At 46.9% G+C, this 18,710-nt stretch carries 14 protein-coding genes and 1 pseudogene; 6 read left to right on the top strand and 9 right to left on the bottom strand.

The genetic code is table 11. The features are described 5' to 3' along the window. From BN102_RS00655 to BN102_RS00640, 4 genes and pseudogenes are all read right to left on the bottom strand, one after another. Positions 1-1,506 (bottom strand): GH3 auxin-responsive promoter family protein, encoded by a 1,506-nt coding sequence (locus tag BN102_RS00655; protein WP_035456494.1) that lies wholly within the window; start codon positions 1,504-1,506, stop codon positions 1-3. Between the two features lie 118 nt (positions 1,507-1,624). Beyond that, positions 1,625-2,401, bottom strand: a pseudogene (gene rnc, locus BN102_RS00650) (ribonuclease III); the annotation flags it as partial. A 2-nt stretch (positions 2,402-2,403) separates the two neighbouring features. Beyond that, a complete protein-coding gene (fabF, locus tag BN102_RS00645; RefSeq protein WP_019207114.1) occupies positions 2,404-3,669 on the bottom strand; it encodes a beta-ketoacyl-ACP synthase II in 1,266 nt (421 codons plus the stop codon). Between the two features lie 20 nt (positions 3,670-3,689). After that, on the bottom strand, positions 3,690-3,935 hold the full coding sequence (locus BN102_RS00640) for an acyl carrier protein (protein WP_019207113.1): 246 nt from the start codon (positions 3,933-3,935) through the stop codon (positions 3,690-3,692). A 151-nt stretch (positions 3,936-4,086) separates the two neighbouring features. Between BN102_RS00640 and purN the strand changes: the two genes are divergently transcribed. Together purN and BN102_RS00630 are read left to right on the top strand one after the other, a co-directional pair. Then, entirely contained in the window at positions 4,087-4,674 is a 588-nt protein-coding gene (gene purN / locus BN102_RS00635) for a phosphoribosylglycinamide formyltransferase (protein ID WP_019207112.1), read from the top strand. 39 nt (positions 4,675-4,713) lie between these two features. After that, complete coding sequence (locus tag BN102_RS00630; RefSeq protein ID WP_156810925.1) at positions 4,714-5,619, top strand: lysophospholipid acyltransferase family protein; 906 nt, start codon at positions 4,714-4,716, stop codon at positions 5,617-5,619. 248 nt (positions 5,620-5,867) lie between these two features. Here the strand turns inward: BN102_RS00630 and BN102_RS00625 are convergent, their stop codons facing one another. The 5 genes from BN102_RS00625 to BN102_RS00605 form a co-directional block, all read right to left on the bottom strand. Then, on the bottom strand, positions 5,868-6,605 hold the full coding sequence (locus BN102_RS00625) for a lipopolysaccharide kinase InaA family protein (protein ID WP_019207110.1): 738 nt from the start codon (positions 6,603-6,605) through the stop codon (positions 5,868-5,870). After that, positions 6,602-7,630, bottom strand: a complete 1,029-nt coding sequence (locus tag BN102_RS00620) for a glycosyltransferase family 9 protein (protein ID WP_019207109.1) — start codon at positions 7,628-7,630, stop codon at positions 6,602-6,604. Before BN102_RS00620 ends, BN102_RS00625 begins: the two co-directional genes overlap by 4 nt. Further along, a complete protein-coding gene (locus BN102_RS00615) occupies positions 7,627-8,232 on the bottom strand; it encodes a DUF4254 domain-containing protein (protein WP_019207108.1) in 606 nt (201 codons plus the stop codon). The genes BN102_RS00620 and BN102_RS00615 overlap by 4 nt, the downstream gene beginning before the upstream one ends. Positions 8,233-8,473: 241 nt before the next feature. After that, positions 8,474-8,842: a hypothetical protein gene (locus BN102_RS00610; RefSeq protein WP_156810908.1), complete on the bottom strand. Its 369-nt coding sequence runs from the start codon at positions 8,840-8,842 to the stop codon at positions 8,474-8,476. 19 nt (positions 8,843-8,861) lie between these two features. Beyond that, complete coding sequence (locus BN102_RS00605) at positions 8,862-10,508, bottom strand: hypothetical protein (protein WP_019207106.1); 1,647 nt, start codon at positions 10,506-10,508, stop codon at positions 8,862-8,864. 397 nt (positions 10,509-10,905) lie between these two features. On the opposite strand from BN102_RS00605, the gene BN102_RS00600 reads away from it, so the two are divergent. The 4 genes from BN102_RS00600 (at position 10,906) to BN102_RS00585 (ending at position 18,696) form a co-directional block, all read left to right on the top strand. Beyond that, complete coding sequence (locus tag BN102_RS00600; protein ID WP_019207105.1) at positions 10,906-13,380, top strand: TonB-dependent receptor; 2,475 nt, start codon at positions 10,906-10,908, stop codon at positions 13,378-13,380. 28 nt (positions 13,381-13,408) lie between these two features. After that, positions 13,409-14,428 carry a sensor histidine kinase gene (locus BN102_RS00595; protein WP_019207104.1) on the top strand — a complete coding sequence of 340 codons (1,020 nt, stop codon included), beginning with the start codon at positions 13,409-13,411 and terminating at the stop codon, positions 14,426-14,428. Continuing rightward, positions 14,425-15,144: a LytR/AlgR family response regulator transcription factor gene (locus tag BN102_RS00590; RefSeq protein ID WP_019207103.1), complete on the top strand. Its 720-nt coding sequence runs from the start codon at positions 14,425-14,427 to the stop codon at positions 15,142-15,144. Before BN102_RS00595 ends, BN102_RS00590 begins: the two co-directional genes overlap by 4 nt. 381 nt (positions 15,145-15,525) lie before the next feature. Next, complete coding sequence (locus tag BN102_RS00585; RefSeq protein ID WP_425357560.1) at positions 15,526-18,696, top strand: SusC/RagA family TonB-linked outer membrane protein; 3,171 nt, start codon at positions 15,526-15,528, stop codon at positions 18,694-18,696. The last annotated feature ends 14 nt before the right edge of the window (positions 18,697-18,710 follow it).

The raw sequence follows: 18,710 nt of genomic DNA, 5'->3' as shown, positions 1-18,710 counted from the left end.
TTAGTGATTCATCGTTATTATTTCATCCATATACTCGCGACTGTTGCTCAAACGGGGCACCTTATGCTGACCGCCCAACTTGCCTTTTGCTTTCAGCCAATCATGAAACAGACCCTGCCGAGCTACCATGATCTCCGGCGGTTGCAAAGTCATATTCTTATACCGTTTCGCTTCGTAATCCGAATTGATTTCCTGCAACGCGCGATCGAGCGCCTCGCCGAAGTGAGCCACAGAATCAGGCCTGACGGCAAACTCGATCAACCATTGATGCCTGCACTTCGCATCCGCATCCATGAAGACGGGAGCCGCCGTATATTCCGACACCTGAGCGCCGGTTTCGGCGCATGCAACCGCCAATCCTTTCTCCGCATTATCGATCATCAGTTCTTCGCCGAATGCATTGATATAATGTTTCGTCCTTCCGGAAATGATGAATTTATACGGGGTCTTGCTGGTGAACTTCACCGTATCGCCAATCATGTACCGCCACAACCCGCACGCAGTGCTGATAACCATCGCATAGTTTTGATTCGTTTCCACCCCCGATAGTGGGACGGGAGTCGGCTGTTCTTTCTCCCATTCATCCATCGGAATAAATTCGTAAAACACGTCGTAATCGATCATCAGCAACATCGCCGGATCCGTCCAATCGTTCTGTAAACCGAAGAATCCTTCGCTGGCATTGTAAGTCTCCAGGTAATGCATCCGATCGCTCGGTATGAGCTGCTTATACTGCGCGCTATACGGCGTGAAAGCCACCCCGCCGTGGAAGAAAACTTCCAAATCGGGCCACACTTCCGTCAAGTTGTCCGTTCCTTTTAGCTCCAATATGCGTTTCAAGACGGCTAACATCCACGACGGAACGCCCGAGATATTGGTGACCCGCGCATTCATCGCACTTCGGGCAATTTGCTCCCGCTTTTTCTCAAAATCGTTCAGCAAGGCTATTTTCTTTTCCGGAATACGATAGAGATTCACCAACGGATTGATATGCTCGATCAATATGGCGGACAAGTCACTCGCCGAACTGTTTTTGACATAGCAGTCCGGATCATGGCTTCCTCCTAAAATCAATCCTTTTCCCGAGAACATTCGGCTATGCGGATTTTGCGCGAGATAGAGCGCTACCGCATCTCTTCCACCGGCATAATGTATATTGTGGAGCCCGGCTTTGCTGACAGGGATAAACTTACTTTTATCGTTCGTCGTCCCTGACGATTTGGCATACCAATTCACCTTCCCCGGCCAAAGTACATCCTTTTCCCCCTGCCTCATCCGGTCTACATAGCCTTTGATCTCCTCGTAGGTTTGTATAGGAACTCGTTGGAAATCCTGATAACTTTTGATATGTTCATAGTCGTATTCTCTCCCCCATTCCGTAGAAGCTGCCTCCCGAATCAAATGGCGGAACACTTTATGCTGAACGGCCTCAGCTTGCGAGGTATATGAATCAATTGCTCGAAGCCTTGAGGAAAAGAAAGGACGCACTAACTTCGTTATATTCATTTTATCCAGTTCCATTCAATACTTCTTGCAAAGGTAATTTTTTCTATATAAATGTAATCGATAAAAACTTTTTTTTACAGTTTTCTACGTTACTTTACGCTTCCAGTCAACTTTGCCCTTCCCGAATCGTTTTTGCGACCGCTATTCGTTTTTTGAGGGTAGCATCTTTTTTGAGTTTTTCCAATGCTATCTCCGCTGCTTTTTGTTGTGATTCTTTTTTGGAATACCCGGAGCCATTGCCGGCCGCGATCTGTTCGATATATACTTCCGTCTCAAAGGTCGGGTTATAGAGTCGATCGTGAGACTGAGTAACCAGTTGAAAATCTAAAAGGAAATGATTCTTTTGGCTCCATTCCAGTAATTTGGATTTGAAATTGACTTCCTCTGAAGATATTTTGTCCAAATTAATATAAATTCCGATAATACGGTGTTCTATAAAATACTTGCAGGCCTTGTAGCCCCTATCTAAATAGATAGCGCCTATCATCGCTTCAAAAGCGTTCCCCGGCAAGTAGTTGTTATGCGCAGACTGTCGAATGGTCGTGCATTTTACCAGTTTATCCAAGCCGATCTTCTCCGCCAGTCGGTTTAATGTCTCCCGTTGGACGATTTTCGAACGGGTATTGGTAAGGAATCCTTCTCGCTTTCCGTCGAACTTGCAGTAAACGATGTCCCCGACGACGGCATCCAACACAGCATCCCCTAAGAATTCGAGACGCTCATTGTTTATCCATCGTCCCTTATCCGATTTTAAAGATAAGGATTTATGGAGTAAAGCTTGTTCATAGAATTTAATTTGGCGGGGATAAAAGCCCAGAATTTGATAAAAACGAATATAAGACTCCTTATCCTTTCGAAAAAGAAGTCTTATTCTATCTAATAAATTGCCATGCACGATTATTCAGCGCATTTTTTAACGATTATACATGCATTATGGCCGCCGAATCCGAACGTATTGCTTAATGCAGCGCGGACCGTGCGTTTCTGAGCCTTATTGAATGTAAAATTCATGTTATAATCGATATGCTCGTCGTCATCTCCTGTTGCGTGATTAATCGTCGGAGGGACGACACCATTCTTCACGCTCAAGACGCAAGCAATCGCTTCGACAGCACCCGCCGCTCCGAGTAGATGCCCCGTCATCGATTTCGTGGAACTGATATTCAACTTGTAGGCCGCCGCCCCGAATACGTCCTTAATGGCTTTTGCCTCAGAGACGTCGCCGACGCTCGTCGATGTACCATGTACATTGATATAGTCGATATCTTCCGGAACCATTCCCGCATCCTCCAGCGCCGCTTTCATCACCAATTTTGCTCCCAATCCTTCCGGATGTGAAGCCGTAATGTGGTAAGCGTCGGCAGAAGCGCCGACACCGGCTATCTCCGCATATATTTTCGCTCCGCGGGCTTTGGCGTGCTCCAATTCTTCCAATACCAAACAACCGGCACCTTCACCCATGACAAAACCGTCACGCGATGCACTAAATGGGCGTGAAGCATGTTCCGGGTCGTCATTGCGCGTCGACAGCGCATGCATCGCATTAAACCCGCCTACTCCCACCGGCGAGATCGCAGCCTCCGCACCGCCTGCCAAAATCGCATTTGCCTTGCCTAAACGAATGTAATTGAATGCATCTGCAATCGCGCTCGAAGAAGAAGCGCAAGCGGAAGTCGTGGTGAAATTGGGTCCGCGAAAACCGTACATAATCGAAATATGGCCGCAGGCGATATCGGCAATCATCTTAGGTATAAAAAAAGGACTGAACCGAGGCCCGATCGTATCTTTAATCGTCGCATAATCCTCCACTTCGTTTTCAAAAGTAGAAATGCCTCCGATACCGACTCCGTAAATAACCCCTATCCGATCCTTGTCCTCTTTTTCCAGATCCATTCCCGCATCGGTCACCGCCTCGATGGCAGCCACAATAGCATACTGCGTATACAAGTCCATCTTACGCACTTCTTTTCTATCGATATAGGCAGAAGCGTCGAAATTCTTCACTTCACAAGCAAATTGCGTCTTAAACTTGGATACGTCGAAATGAGTAATAGGTCCTGCTCCGCTCTTGCCGTTCACCAAGCTTTCCCAATACTCGGGAACACGATTGCCTATAGGGGTCAGCGCACCAAGACCTGTTACGACTACTCTCTTTAATTCCATCTTAAATAATTACGTAACTATTAAGCTTCTTTATTGGAGTTTGCTTCAATATAGGAAATAGCGTCACCTACCGTAGCAATTTTCTCCGCCTGATCATCAGGAATAGAAATTCCGAATTCTTTCTCGAATTCCATAATCAGTTCTACCGTATCCAATGAATCTGCGCCCAAGTCATTGGTGAAGCTTGCTTCGTTCGTAACTTCCGATTCTTCTACACCTAGTTTATCCACGATAATAGATTTTACTTTTGATGCAATTTCAGACATAACTTTAATTTTTTAGTTAATAAATTGATTTATTTTTGTTTCTTTGCGGGTGCAAAGGAATGAATATTTCTTATGATGAGCAAATATTCGAGCAAATAAATAACGAGTTTTGCACATTTTTTTAGTATTTGTGCAGGTAAGAGATTGAAATATGATCAAAATAGCCATTCTTGCTTCCGGAGAAGGAACAAATGCTGAGAATATGATCCGATATTTTCAGAAAAAGAAAACAGCCGAAGTCATCGCGGTTTTTGCGAACAAACGACATGTAGGTGTATATCGACGAGTGGAACCGCTCGGAGTGCAGGTCCAGTATGTCCCCAATGCGGACTTTTCCGATGGGAAAGCGCTGCGAATGCTGCAGGAACGCAAAGTCGACTTTATCGTTCTGGCCGGGTTTCTCTTTAAAATACCCGACGATATACTGGTTGCTTATCCCGATAGAATAGTAAATGTCCATCCGGCGCTATTGCCCAAACACGGAGGCAAAGGAATGTACGGAAACAAAGTCCATGCGGCGGTCATTGCGGACGGTGACCTGGAAAGCGGCATTACCATCCATTATATAGACGGCAATTACGACGAGGGGAAGACCTTGTTCCAAGCAAAATGCCCGGTGCTGCCCGATGATACTCCGGAGACACTGGCACAACGGGTTCATCAGTTGGAACATACCTATTATCCGCAGGTCGTCGAGGCGGTCGTATTGGGAAAGCCTTTGGATAAACTTACCCTGTGAACTTCATTGCCGATCCGGTTTACAGATATCGCTATGCACATGAAAGTAATCTACTACATAACATATTGTCTCGGATACCTGATTTCGCTTTTTCCGTTCAGGATACTCTACGTGTTTTCCGATTTGCTTTATTTCCCCTTGTACTATCTGATAGGCTATCGGAAGAAAATAGTAAGGAAAAACCTTACCGAATCTTTTCCCGAAAAGGATAAAAGCGCTCTCAGAGTCATCGAGCGGCAGTTCTATCGCTGGCTATGCGACTACTTGGTAGAAACTTTGAAACTTTTCAGCATATCGAAGAAAAGCATGATGAAACGCATGACGTTCTCCGATATCCATGAAATCGCCGAACGGATGGAGACCGAGCACAAAAATTTCTGTTTCATCTATTTAGGCCATTACTGCAATTGGGAATGGATAGCTTCGTTAGGTTACTGGGCTCCGAAATGGATGCATTGCGCACAGATCTACCATCCTCTTTACAATAAAATGTTCGACCGTCTCTTCCTTAAGTTGCGCAGCCAATTCGGAGGAGAATGCATCCCCATGAAAGAAACGTTGCGACGAGTGATCGAGTTGAAAAGGGATAAGCAGCGGAGCATTGTCGGCTTTATCTCCGATCAAGCCCCGAAATGGAATAGCATTCACCATTGGATCGACTTCCTGCATCACCGGACGCCTATCTTCATTGGGACGGAGAAAATTGGGAAAAAGATAGATGCGCTGATTTATTATGCGGATGTTAAACGAGTCAAACGGGGATATTATCACTGCGAATTCAGGTTCATCGCCGACGACATCACTGCGATTCCTGACTTCGAGTTGACCGACCGGTATACGAAACTTTTGGAAGAGAGCATCCGTCGGGCTCCGGCCTTCTGGCTGTGGAGCCATAACCGATGGAAACGAACCTACGAAGAATGGATCCATCGGCAAAAGACATAGGAAAGTAAAATTTCTACTTCTTCTCCTCAATTCTCCCCTTATCAATTCGTCTCTTTTCCCCTTCGCGAAGAAAATCTCTAATTTCAAAAGAAGCAAGTTAGGGAAAAGGACGTATTGGCAAAGAACGATTTAGATATCGTAAATCCGTATTCAAAGATATGGTAACTCTTATTGCTTGCGGATTGCACAACTTCAGCATTACTCACAAATCAGGTAGGTGACGTTCAAATAAATGAACATACGTCATGCTACTTCCATCTCCGAACCTTTTCCTTCATCTTTCCTTTCATCTCTAATTTTTCCAAGAGCCTGAACTCTTCGGAAAGGACTTTTTCCACGTCCCAGCAGCGGATAGAGGCGTATCTCCGAACAATGTATTCCAATAAATCCCGGCGATGAGTCAACCGAGTTAAATTGTGCAGGCATTCTCTCTTGGTCAACGCGGATTTGAAACGCGAGCGATTGATATCGATGACGGAAAAACGGTACCTTTCTCCTTCGCGACGATAAAGCACATTGCTTAAATTCAAGTCACCGTGCAGTATTCCCTGCTCGTGCATACGCACCAGGAAGGCGGCGAACTCGTCGGCCAGCTTCTTATCGAAGTCCGTCCGATCGCGCAACCCTTTGCGCAAATCGGAATCGTTGCAGACTTCACAGATCAAATAGCCCGTCTTGAATAACCCTCTTTCTTTCATTTCGACGTAGGCGATGCTCGGCGGCGTAGAAATGCCCAACGCTCGAAACCGGTCGGCGAACTCGTAAGCCCGTTCCGCTTTCGTCTTCCGGAAAAAGGTATAGACCATTCGCTGCATGAGGTTAGGGACTTTGTATCGCTTGACGATCCATTCCCCGAGAGCGGTATCGAAACGTTTTATCTTGTTTCGCTGATCGTAGATCGTGGTGCCTCTCTTCTCAAAATTCTGCGGAAGATGCTCGATGAAAATCCGCTCCGATTCGTATTCCGGTTTGATAACGACTTTCATCCAGCAAGTATCTTATTGATTTTACTCATGATCATTTCGACGGAGATTCGACGGAGGCAGGCGTAATCTTTCCGCAGACAAGGCTGATTGCCGAAGACGGAACAGGGGCGACAGGGCAAATCCACCTGCACGGCATGTGCCATGCATTGATTCCAACCCATGAAACCGGCATAGGGATGAGTTGCTCCCCACACCGATACGACGGGTATTCCCACCAACGAAGCCAGATGCATGTTCGCCGAATCCATCGAAACCAATACATCCAGATAGCTCATCAAAGCGAGCTCGCCGTTCAGTTTGAGCTTGCCGGCCACCACCGTTACCTGCGGCCGGTCCGCCGCCCATTCGTGTAGCTTTGCCGTCTCTTCCTCTCCCCCACCGAAGAGGAACAGGCGATTATCATCCGAAAGGAGCAGTTGTCCGATCAGTTCTTTCACCGTTTCCTGCGGCAGAACTTTCCCCGCGTGCGCAGCGAAAGGGGCAATGCCTACCCAATGTTTCTTCTGCTTTACGTCGGCCAGCGAAACGAACAAGTCAGCATCGCCTTTCTCCTCGCCGTAGATAGAGCGAAAATGCAGCCCCACCGGATATCCCAACTTGCGTAAGACCGCCACATAGCGTTCAAAGGAAGTGGGCAACTGTTTCAATCGTTTATTTACGGAACGCACCAGCGCCCTCTTCTCCTTCCGCCCCTTGTCGATATGGGCTGCTCTCACGCCGACGATCCGGAAGAAAAAGCGTATGATCCGACTGCGCAAGACATCGTGCAGATCGGCTACGGCATCGAACCGATCCTGTTTCAACAATCGGAATAAACGGTATAGTCCGCCCAGCCCCTGATACCGACGGAGATCAATCCCTTTAAACCGTACGTTCGAAGGCATTCTTTCGTAAAGAGGAGCCACGAAATCCTTGCTCAGCATCGTAATGCGGAGATCGGGATACTGGTCGGCCAACGAATAAAGCACCGGGACGGTCATGGCTACATCGCCCAAAGCGGAAAAGCGGATGACGAGGAGCTTCATCTCTTGCCGTAAAGCACCGGGTTGAGGGCGGGATCGTTATACATTTTCATCTGTTTGTAGACTTTCATATATTTCCGCCCCGTTTCGATATCCGTCAGTAATTGGTCGATCGCTGTGCTGAGGTCGATCTGTTGCTCTAACAACACGTTCAGCTTTTTTAAGCAGGTTTCGTGATGGTCGGGAGTCGTATCCGTCCGGTCCGCCTGTTCTTTCATGTGATAAATCTTCAGTGCGAGGATAGACAGGCGGTCGATCGCCCAAGCCGGACTCTCGGTATTGATGGTGGCTTCCGGCAAGATTTCCACGGCTTTGTATTTATCGAGGAAATAGCTGTCGATCAACTCTACCAGATCCGTCCGATCCTGGTTCGACCGATCGATTCTTCTCTTTATTTTCAACGCTTCGGCAGGATCGATATTCGGATCGCGGATCACATCTTCCAAGTGCCACTGAACGGTATCGATCCAGTTCTTCAAATACAGGTAATACTCGATGCTCTTTAACGGATACGGGTTCCGGATGGGTGCATTCACATCATCCGTCTTATGATAGTCGAGGATCGACCTCTCAAAAATCGGATGACTAAGCGCTGCAAATTTCATAGTTACCATACTTTTATTTTCCACAAAGATATGGATATATCCGATAAGAGCAAACTTTTAAAGATAAAAGTCAGGAAATAATCGGCAGGGGATGCTTGCCGCCACGGTTTCGGTCGATTTTCACTAAAACGTTGACGATCGCTTATTTTTACGATGAATGATAACCGGCGAGCCGCTCGACGGAAGCTAAATCTGTTTTAGGCGCTGCTTATCCACTAACAGGAAATAAAATACGTTCTAATCACTGCTTAACAAAAACATACACGGGGTTATTTTCATATGTGATCGTATTGTATTGGTTGTTCAAAATAAGAGTACGTGTTCCACTCGGATAACAGGTGCATTGAATCTTAGTCCCATCTACCGTATATTTGCCCGTCAACAAATAACATTGTTTGACCCCGTTTAAATCGGATTCGAAAAGTATAAAGTTATGGGATGGCAGGAACTCGAAACTTTCATATCCGTAAGTTTTGTCCGCAATAAGTCGTCTTGTCCACGTGGTATTAGTTAAAATATCATCGTCTGTTTCAATTTCGTTGCCATGGTCGGAGCAAGCGGGAAACATGAGCAGCAGCAAAGCGGTCAATATTAAAAATGGATTTTTCATATGTAAGTTGTTTTAAGCGTTAATAATAATAGGCCCCCAATCGGGCTCTTCCTTTCGATGGAGTTGTTATCTTTTCGGTTTTACAGTCGAATGTTCTGGTCAGACTTATTACATCCGTATTATACGGCGCTTTCGGATATAATAACAGGGTAACCTTCGCAACGAATTTAAATGCTTTTTCATTAAAATAAAAATTCGGAGTTTCTTTTCTTTCAAAATTATCGGAATTGACCATTTGCCAATATGACTTATAGAATTGATACCTGTACTCGGTTATCTTATAATATTTTTTATCAACCCATTCTTGGTCTATGAGAGTAGTATCGGTGATCTCATTTTCTTTATAAAACATTGTCGATTGAACCTCATATTTTTCGATTTTTTTCAATACTTCCTTATTTAGTATAACATCATTTTTCCCATAAGTGGGTGTTTCGACGTAGATATATTCACAAAAATCTCCGGTGACTGGGTAGTCATTGTCATTCATCGGGTAATGGCTATAATTTTCAATCGTCGGATAAGTATGGTTTCCTATACATACGGTTTTGTTCGTCTTAATGTTCCAAACACCTAATTCCTTTTCGTCTATTGGCAGTAAAATGGAAGCCCCCGGGAGCGCTCCGGGAACCAATATGTTTTGTATCGGAATGGCCGGAGGCGGTAAATTTTCGGTTATTGCTCCACTCATATTCATCTTTCCTGCAAGTTTGACATCTATCGTTTTGATTATTGAATCTGTTTTACCCCATGTAGAAGTCCATGATTGGGTAACAGCGCTTATCGTCTTTGAAATCACCGATGAAGCAATACTCCCGAGGATTGGGAGGACAGAAACCTTAGAGGTTGGTTTCTTTGGAGGGTTGATTACATCCTTTACCGCGTTACCTGCAACACTTGCAATGGAATTAAATATTCCTTGCGCAAAATTGCCAGCCGGATTACTGGTATTCGTCGTAACGTAACTGGCAGTTCCCTTAATGTCTACATCGCCTGTAATTTTTATTGTCATTATTTTTTGATCATAAAATGAGATGCTCATCGAAACGTTTTTATCCTTTAGGTATTGGTCGTAAGATAATTCAACTTCGAAACAATTCCACCCGTAATAAAATCCGCTGACCGGCGTTGCAGATATACCACAGGCATATACGGTTTTGCTTCCTTGCTGGTCCATAGGTAAACATGCTCGCCCTGTAGTCGAACTATTGAATAATCTGGTATTTTGATCGTGAATGGTAATTTGAGCAAAACTTGTTCCCGCTTGGGAAGGGAATAAGGTATTGTAATAATATATTCTCATCAATCCTCTGAATACGTTATAGAATATAAAAACATACCTGTTAGATAAGTTTACATTTTTATCGGTAATAAAGTTGTAAATCATAATCCATCCGTCTCTTTTTTTATAGTCGGTAAAAATGTGTTCCGGCAAATTGGCTGGAGCTCCGCTATACCAAGGTAAAATAATATCTTGGCCTTGTATTTTGACCGTCGTATTATTTTCCCAATCGTAACCAACATTTTTGTGAACACTACTCGATTGAAGTTCGTCCAAGCGTGTGTAAGCATTTTCGTAATCATCCTGGACCGGAAAATCTACATTATCACAAGAGTATGTGATAAGAGTTGAGAACCCGAGCAAAAGTAAATAACGCGCATTCATAGTTTTTTATTTTTAATGGTTAATTGGCTTGTCAAAGATATGGTATTTTTTTGTCGATTACAAAAATAAAAAGTTTAAAATACCTTAAATCGCAGACGTAATATTGCAGTATTGAAATAATCTCATGGAAGAGACGCTTAGGCCTCTTGTGTGGCCGGCGCTACCTTGTTCGTTATTCATAGTGCAGACGTTCCCTGCTTCGTTGGCGGCGCATCGGGTATATGCCTTCGGAGCCTGTTATCGACGGGAATTGAAGAGCAGATAAACTTCTTTTAACGGTATAGTTATAACGATACGGGAAGCATTTCGTCGAAAGACGGGCGGTATTTCGTCGAAAAGTCGCTTGCACTGCCTTGCCGTGCCCTTACATTTGTGCTATCAAATAAACCATGAAGATATGAAAAGTTTTAAAGTGCTGTTCATCGTTGCCATGCTTGCGGCCGGTCCATCGGCCTTCGCACAGCAAACCATCGTAAAGGGAGTATTGACCGACTCTCTCACCAACGAAGGCGAACCTTACGCCACCGTGCGCGTGTTCAAGGAAAAAGATATGAGCAAACCCGTCGCCATGTCGATAACCGACCTCGAAGGCGCGTTCAGTCAGCCTGTGGCGGGGGAAGGGAACTTTACGATCATGTTCTCTTCGGTCGGGAAAGTCAGCGTACTCCGCCGCTTCACGCTCCACGGACAGGCGACTCTCGACTTAGGCACGATCCGCACCCGCGAAGACATGCAGACACTCGAAGGCGTGGAAGTGGTCGCTCAGAAACCTTTGGTCAAGATGGAAGTCGACAAGATGAGTTACAGCGTAGCGGACGATGTGGACGCTCAGTCGAACACCATCCTGGATATGCTTCGCAAAGTGCCGATGGTCACGGTAGACGGTCAGGACAACATCACGGTGAACGGGAGCAGCAACTTCAAGGTATATGTAGACGGAAAACCAAACGTCATGATCAGTGCCAATCCTTCGCAGATCCTCAAGAATATGCCGGCCAGCATGGTAAAAAGCATCGAGGTCGTTACCAATCCGGGCGCCAAATATGACGCCGAGGGAGTGGGCGGCGTACTGAACATCATCCTGAACGGATCCACTCAAGGAGCTAAAGAAAAGATGAACGGATATAATGGCAATATCCGCGCGACAGTAGGGACGAAGTCGCAGGGAGCGGGCGGCTTCGTGAGCCTGCAACGGAATAATGTTTCTTTGAGCACCAACCTGATATACAATCACAGCAAACTGAAGGATACGGAAATGGCGATGGATCGTACACAATATGCCGATACCGGCAATTCCCTGACAAACTTTTATCAGAAAATGCCTATGGAGAACAACTTCAAAATGGGAAATCTGACGTTCAGTTGGGATGTCGATTCCGTCAGCAATCTCGGACTGTCGGCAAGCTTTACCGATTTCGACAACGATGTCGACGGGGGGCAGGCTACCACCCGCATGAGCGGAGGCATTTATCACGACGGATTCGGCTATTCGAGCCTGACGACCAATCAAATGAGGAATACCTCCTTTAACGGAAGCGTGGACTACCAGCGTTTCTTAGGGAACAGAGAGCGTTCGATCACCCTGAGTTACTTGTTTACGTCTACTCCTACTAAAGACGATGCGTATACCACCTTCAACCGAAAGCTTCCGTCCCCGTATCTCGATTTGACCGATCGTTATTCGCACGGAAAAAACAAGACATCGGAACACATCGGACAAATCGATTTCACTGCGCCGATAGCCAAAGGACAGACATTCAACGTGGGAGGGAAATATACGAGTCATTCCAGCTCTTCCAAATCGTCCTATTACCTGAAAGAAAACGGTATTTATACGTATAATCAAGAGGCCAGTCTCTATTACAAGCATCACGACGATATCCTCGCCGGCTACGTCGAATACGACGGGAAGTTCGGCAGATTTGGCTTCAAAGGCGGCATCCGCTACGAACATACGTGGCAAGACGTGGCGTACGTTTACGGAGCGGGCTCCGACTTTACCAAGAAATACGGCAACTTGGTTCCTTCGGCCAATCTTCAATATACGCTTTCCCCGTTCAGCAATCTCGGACTCACTTATAACCTGCGTATTTCTCGCCCCGGCATCTCGTACTTGAACCCGTATATCAACCGTACGGACCCGACAAGCCTCGTTTACGGCAATACGGACCTGGACGTGGAGGAAACGCACCACATCCGTATGGTATACAACCTCTTTGGTAGCAAATTCATGATGAACGTATCGCTTCGCCAGAGCTTCTGTAACAATGCCATCGAGGAGTACCGCTTTTATAAGAACAACTTGTTGAACACGACTTACGGCAATATCGTCGAGAACCGTCAGACGGGAATGAACTCCTACATCAATTGGGCGTTAACCAAGCATATCCGATTGATCTTCAACGGAGAGGTCAGTTACACAGACTTGAGAAGCTCGATGCTCGAGACGACGAACAACGGTTGGCAAGCTAATGCCATGATAGGCATGCAGCAAACGTTACCCGCCAATATCCGACTCAGCTTGAATACGATGGTCTCTACGAAAAAATACAACCTTCAAGGATACAATTCCGGATTCAATATGCTGATGGGCAGCTTGAACAAAGCGTTCCTGAAAGACAGGCTGAATGTTTCCCTCACCGGCATCACTCCGTACTTCAGCAAGTTGAAGATAAAGAATTTTTCGAAAGGAAAAGAATTCGAAAGCAGGCAAGTCGTCCGGATTCCTCTCCACATGGTGATGCTGAACGTCAGCTGGAGCTTTGGGAACTCCAGGCACCAAGTTAGGCAGCATACGTCGAACATCTCGAACGACGATTATATCGAACACAAAAGCGACAGCGAACAGATTAACAGTTATACAGGCAACTAATCTCAAAAAGAATTGTTAGCTTTGCCATATGACGAAAAAAGACAAGATCGTATTATTTACGCAGGTGGGGCTCGTGGCAGCCCTTCTGCTGATTCCGGGCGTGATCGGTTTCTCCTTGAAATACGATATAAAAGCCGCCTGCAACTCCACATTCCGAACGCTGACCGCGATCTATCCCTTCCTCATCGTATACTTCACCAACTTCTACGTACTCTGTCCGAAGCTGTTGGAAAGAAAGCGATACGGCTTATTCTTGGTCGCCAATATCGGAGTGATCGCTTTGGCGAACGTTCAGATTTTTTTCACGGATTTCTCGAACGTAGACGAAAAATATCGTTGGGGAATCTGGATCGGGATCGCTTTCTTTTTCGTTTTCAATCTGTGCATTGCAGCTTTAGCTACCGGCATCCGCTCTATCATGCGCATCAACGAGATGAAGAAAAAACTGAAAGAAGAACAGCAGAAGAATACCGAAGCGGAACTGTCATGGTTGAAAAACCAGTTGAACCCCCATTTCCTGTTCAATACGCTGAACAACATTTCCGGCCTGATTCAGATAAACCCCGACGCGGCCCAAGACAGCATCGCCAAGTTGAGCGATCTGCTCCGCTATACTTTGTATGAAAGCAATCGGAAATATGTTTCTGTCCGGGAAGAAATCGAATTCATGCAAAATTACATCGATCTGATGAAATTGCGTTGCGGTCCCAACACGACGGTCGAGACGAGTTTCCACGTCCAGGACACCTCCATGCAAATGGTGCCTCTGTTGTTCGTTTCCTTAATAGAAAACGCTTTCAAACACGGAGTAAGCAGCAACAAACCTTCGTTCGTTCGTATTCGAATGTCGAATAAAGGCCGTGAATTGATCTTCACTTGTCAAAATAGCAATTATCCGAAAGACGATAAGAACCGAAGCGGATCGGGCATCGGGATAGAAAACATGAAACGCCGATTAGAATTGCTTTATAAGGACTCTTACAACTTTAAACAAACGTTGGAAAAGGAAATTTATCAAATTCAAATCTATATTACCTGCCCCTCATGAAAAACATTACCTGCGCCATCGTCGACGACGAACCTCTGGCGATAAGCCTGTTGGAAAACTTCGCGAACCGAACTCCCTTCCTCGAATGGAAGGCCTCGTTCACCGATTCCGTCCAAGCGATTTCCGCTCTGAAAGCGCGTCCGGTCGATCTGGTCTTCTTGGACATCCAGATGCCCGACCTCGACGGGATGGAGCTCTCGCGCATGATTCCTCCGGAAACCCGGATCATCTTCACAACGGCTTTCAAGGAATACGCGCTCGACAGCTACGAGGTGAGTGCGCTCGATTTCCTTTTGAAGCCAGTCCGCTACAATAAATTCTTAGCGGCGGCGGAGAAAGCCCGTCGATGGTTCGAGCGGACGACCGATCCAACGAGTCGCGATCGGGAAAGCGTTTTCATCCGTGTCGACGGAAAACTCCGACGCGTCGATCTGGGCGATATCCTCTACGTCTGCGGGATGAAAGACTATGTGATGGTCTATTTAAAGGATGAAAAACGTCCGTTAGTGACGCACCTCACGATGAAAGCGGTCGAAGAGATGTTGCCTCCCAACGATTTTATGCGCATCCATCGTTCTTATATCGTCGCCTTGAATAAAATCCGCTCCATCGACCGCAACCATTGCATTTATATCGGAGAGGAAGTGATTCGCGTGACGGAAGCCTATAAAGAAGTCTTCGATCAATTCCTGAAAAAGAATATTCCCAGCGTTTAACCGCTTTTCGACATACGGCCCCGTTCGCTCTCCTTCTCCGCAGGAACATGAGCGGAGAAGGGGGATCCGCCGCTAACGAATATTAATATTCTAAAAAGAATCTTTTTTATTTTTTATGGGATAAAACGGAATTCCGATCAAAAAAATGATTATCTTTGTCCAGCCTAAGGCAGAGACGTCCGTCGATGCCATACCTTATTTAATCTTGTAAATAATTTTTTTAGAGAGTTATAAATCTTTTTGTTAAATCTAATCAACTGGTAAATCAAATCTATGAAGAAAACAGTTAGACTACCAATCAAAAGAGTAGCAAAAATCTCCATTTTTGCGTGTTGCTTTCTGCATTTTCCTGTAAATGCCATGCCGAACGAAGGGATCGATATGCCCGGAATAGACGTCGTGCAGCAGCAAAACAGGACGATAAGCGGAATAGTCGTAGACCAAAACGGGGTACCCATCTTAGGAGCCAACATTGTGGAAAAAGGAACGATCAATGGAACGGTCACCGACATGGATGGTAACTTCACCCTGGAAGTAAAGGCGGGAAGTACGCTGATCGTCTCGTACATCGGTTTCGTGACGCAAGCCGTAATCGCCGAAAGAAAGATGAAAATCGTGTTGAAGGAAGACATGCAAAGCCTGAGCGAAGTAGTTATCGTGGGGTACGGCACCCAGCAGAAGAAGGACATCACCGGTTCCGTAGCCGTAGTAGATACGAAGGCCTTGTTGGCTGCTTCGGGATCGTCGGCCACCCAACAGCTGCAAGGCAAAGCATCCGGCGTATACATCGGACAGTCCGGCTCTCCGGGATCGCCTTCCATGGTGCGTATTCGCGGTATCAACACCGTGAACGATAACGGTCCGCTGTACGTGATCGACGGCGTTTCTACCCGCAATCAGGATCTGAGTTCCCTGAACCCGAACGATATCGAGAGCATGCAGGTATTGAAGGATGCCTCTTCCTCAGCGATCTACGGCGCTCAGGCCGCCAACGGCGTCATTCTGATCACCACGAAAAAGGGAACGAAAAGCGGAAAACCGCAACTGTCCTACGACGGTTATGCCGGCATACAGCAAACAGGCAAACGGTACGAGATGTTAAACGCCATAGACCGCCTGAACCTGGAATGGAAAGCCAAAAAGAACAATTACACGTTGCTCGGCTCCGATGAGAAGCCCTCGCACGTACAGTTCGGAACAGGTGAAAGACCGGTCATTCCCAATTACATGACGGAAAAAGGCGCAGGAGGCGCGCAGGATATTGTCCCGAGCGGGAAAATGGTACCGTTCTCGGATACCGACTGGTGGAAGGAAATCGATCGCACGGCATGGATGCAGAACCACCAGGTCAGCCTTTCCGGAGGCACGGAAAAGGGACAGTACAACATGAGCGCCAATTATTTCAAACAGGACGGCACCGTGATCGAGTCGTACTATCAGCGGTATCAGGTGCGCGCCAATACTTCGTTCCATGTGCGCAATTGGTTGCGGGTGGGCGAAAACCTGACGTACGCTCATACGAAAGACAACGGCCTGAACGCCAACGGATCGGAAGCCAGTCCTTACTCCTGGACCTACCGCGCTTCGCCTTGGGTACCGGTATATGACGTGTCGGGAAATTTCGCCGGCTCCAAGATCGGCGGTACCGGCAATTTCCGCAATCCGGTCGCTATCCAGAAGCGCAATAAAGACAATTACTACACCAATAACCGGATCTTCGGAAACTTGTGGGCGGAGTTGGATCTGATGAAGGAACTAACCCTCCGTACCAATTTCGGTTTGGATTATACGAATAATTATTCTTACCGGATGAGCAAAAAAGATCCGGAGTTCTCCGAAACTACCGGAGACAACAATTTGGAAGAAGTTTCCGGCTTCAACTATCGGTGGGTATGGACTAATACGCTGACTTACGATAAGACGTTCAACGACGTGCACAAGCTGACCGTCCTCTTGGGAACCGAAGCAATCCGTGACGGCTTGGGACGGAAAATGACTGGCCGCCGGTACTCTTACCTGTACGAAGACAATACCAATACTTGGGTCCTGGATATGGGCGCCAACGACGGCCGCCGACTGGCCAAATCCGAGTTCAACGGCGAATTTGCCTTGTTCGGCATGTTCGGGCGCGCAGACTACTCCTTCGCCGATAAATACTTGGTAACCGGAATCATTCGTCGCGACGGTGTATCCCGTTTCTCGAAATCCAATCGATACGGTACCTTCCCCTCGCTTTCGCTGGGGTGGCGTATTTCGGAAGAAAAATTCATGGAACGTACGCGCGACTGGATGGACGACCTGAAGCTGCGTATCGGATACGGACGGACCGGAAACTCGGAAGTACCCCGCAATACGAACTTCGCTTACGAATATATGACCAATCCGAGACGTACCGATTACGACATCTCTGGTATGAACTCGTTCGCAGAAGTCGGGTACCGTTTGGATAAATACGGAAACGAAGATACGAAGTGGGAAGCCACCGAAATGTTCAACGTCGGCGTCGATGCCACGTTCCTGAAGGGCAAGTTCGGCGCTTCGTTGGAATGGTATTACAAGAAAACGACCGACATGCTGATCGCCGCCCAGTATTCCGCCTTAGCCGGCGAAGTGGTAAAACCGTACATCAACTTCGGCGACATGAAGAATACGGGATGGGACCTCAACTTCAATTATCGCGACAAGAAAGGCGACTGGTCGTGGGATATCGCTCTGAACCTGTCGCACTACAAGAACGAAGTGCTTAAGATCTCCGAATCCGAGAACGCTTCCATGTGGGGGGGCGGAACCCGTTTATCGGGGAACGTGACCCGCACGACGAAAGGACATCCCATTGCCGAATTCTACGGTTACAAAGTAAACGGATTCTATGAAAACGTCGAGGAGGTGATGGCCTTGCCGCCGTTGGGAAAATCGTTCACGAATGCGGAAGACGCCAAAGCCTGGGTGGGCAAATTCAAATTCGCTGATACGAACGGCGACGGCAAATTGAACGGCGACGACCGTACCTTTATCGGTTCGCCCCATCCCGACTTGATCGCCGGTTTGAATACGACGGTCACCTTTCGGAATCTGGATTTCTCCATGTTCTGGTATTCGACCCTGGGGAACGACCTGTTCGACAATACGAAGTATTTTACCGACTTCTGGCTGTTCGAAGGAAACCGCTCTAAGCGGATACGCGACCGGTCCTGGACACCAGGCGCCGACAACAGCAAGGCGATCCTGCCCATACTGGACTACGGAGACACCTATTCGGGCACCAATCCGAACTCGTATTACGTGGAAGACGCGTCGTTCCTGCGCCTGAAAAATCTCGTGCTGGGTTACACCTTCCCGAAAAAATGGCTGAAGAAATGGAGCATTTCCAACCTGCGCCTCTATGTGCAAGCCGAGAACTTGCTGACCATTACCGGTTACTCCGGCCTGGACCCCGAGTACACCAATGCGGAGGTCGGTGGCGGTAACGGAGCCGACTTGCAGAGAGGGGTCGATATGGGAGGCTGGCCTACCACCAAACGCTTCCTGTTCGGCATCAACTTTACACTTTAATCCGACTATTAACT

Origin of the sequence: Phocaeicola abscessus CCUG 55929, from assembly GCF_000312445.1 — a bacterium.
GTDB classification, from domain to species: domain Bacteria; phylum Bacteroidota; class Bacteroidia; order Bacteroidales; family Bacteroidaceae; genus Phocaeicola; species Phocaeicola abscessus.
This window is presented reverse-complemented; position numbering and strand designations above follow the sequence as displayed.

Excerpts from the sequence above, each read along its gene's own strand:
- BN102_RS00655 (WP_035456494.1), bottom strand. The coding sequence starts at position 1,506 with ATGAATATAACGAAGTTAGTGCGTCCTTTCTTTTCCTCAAGGCTTCGA.
- fabF (WP_019207114.1), bottom strand. The coding sequence starts at position 3,669 with ATGGAATTAAAGAGAGTAGTCGTAACAGGTCTTGGTGCGCTGACCCCT.
- BN102_RS00640 (WP_019207113.1), bottom strand. The coding sequence starts at position 3,935 with ATGTCTGAAATTGCATCAAAAGTAAAATCTATTATCGTGGATAAACTA.
- purN (WP_019207112.1), top strand. The coding sequence starts at position 4,087 with ATGATCAAAATAGCCATTCTTGCTTCCGGAGAAGGAACAAATGCTGAG.
- BN102_RS00630 (WP_156810925.1), top strand. The coding sequence starts at position 4,714 with ATGAAAGTAATCTACTACATAACATATTGTCTCGGATACCTGATTTCG.
- BN102_RS00625 (WP_019207110.1), bottom strand. The coding sequence starts at position 6,605 with ATGAAAGTCGTTATCAAACCGGAATACGAATCGGAGCGGATTTTCATC.
- BN102_RS00620 (WP_019207109.1), bottom strand. The coding sequence starts at position 7,630 with ATGAAGCTCCTCGTCATCCGCTTTTCCGCTTTGGGCGATGTAGCCATG.
- BN102_RS00615 (WP_019207108.1), bottom strand. The coding sequence starts at position 8,232 with ATGAAATTTGCAGCGCTTAGTCATCCGATTTTTGAGAGGTCGATCCTC.
- BN102_RS00610 (WP_156810908.1), bottom strand. The coding sequence starts at position 8,842 with ATGAAAAATCCATTTTTAATATTGACCGCTTTGCTGCTGCTCATGTTT.
- BN102_RS00605 (WP_019207106.1), bottom strand. The coding sequence starts at position 10,508 with ATGAATGCGCGTTATTTACTTTTGCTCGGGTTCTCAACTCTTATCACA.
- BN102_RS00600 (WP_019207105.1), top strand. The coding sequence starts at position 10,906 with ATGAAAAGTTTTAAAGTGCTGTTCATCGTTGCCATGCTTGCGGCCGGT.
- BN102_RS00595 (WP_019207104.1), top strand. The coding sequence starts at position 13,409 with ATGACGAAAAAAGACAAGATCGTATTATTTACGCAGGTGGGGCTCGTG.
- BN102_RS00590 (WP_019207103.1), top strand. The coding sequence starts at position 14,425 with ATGAAAAACATTACCTGCGCCATCGTCGACGACGAACCTCTGGCGATA.
- BN102_RS00585 (WP_425357560.1), top strand. The coding sequence starts at position 15,526 with ATGCCCGGAATAGACGTCGTGCAGCAGCAAAACAGGACGATAAGCGGA.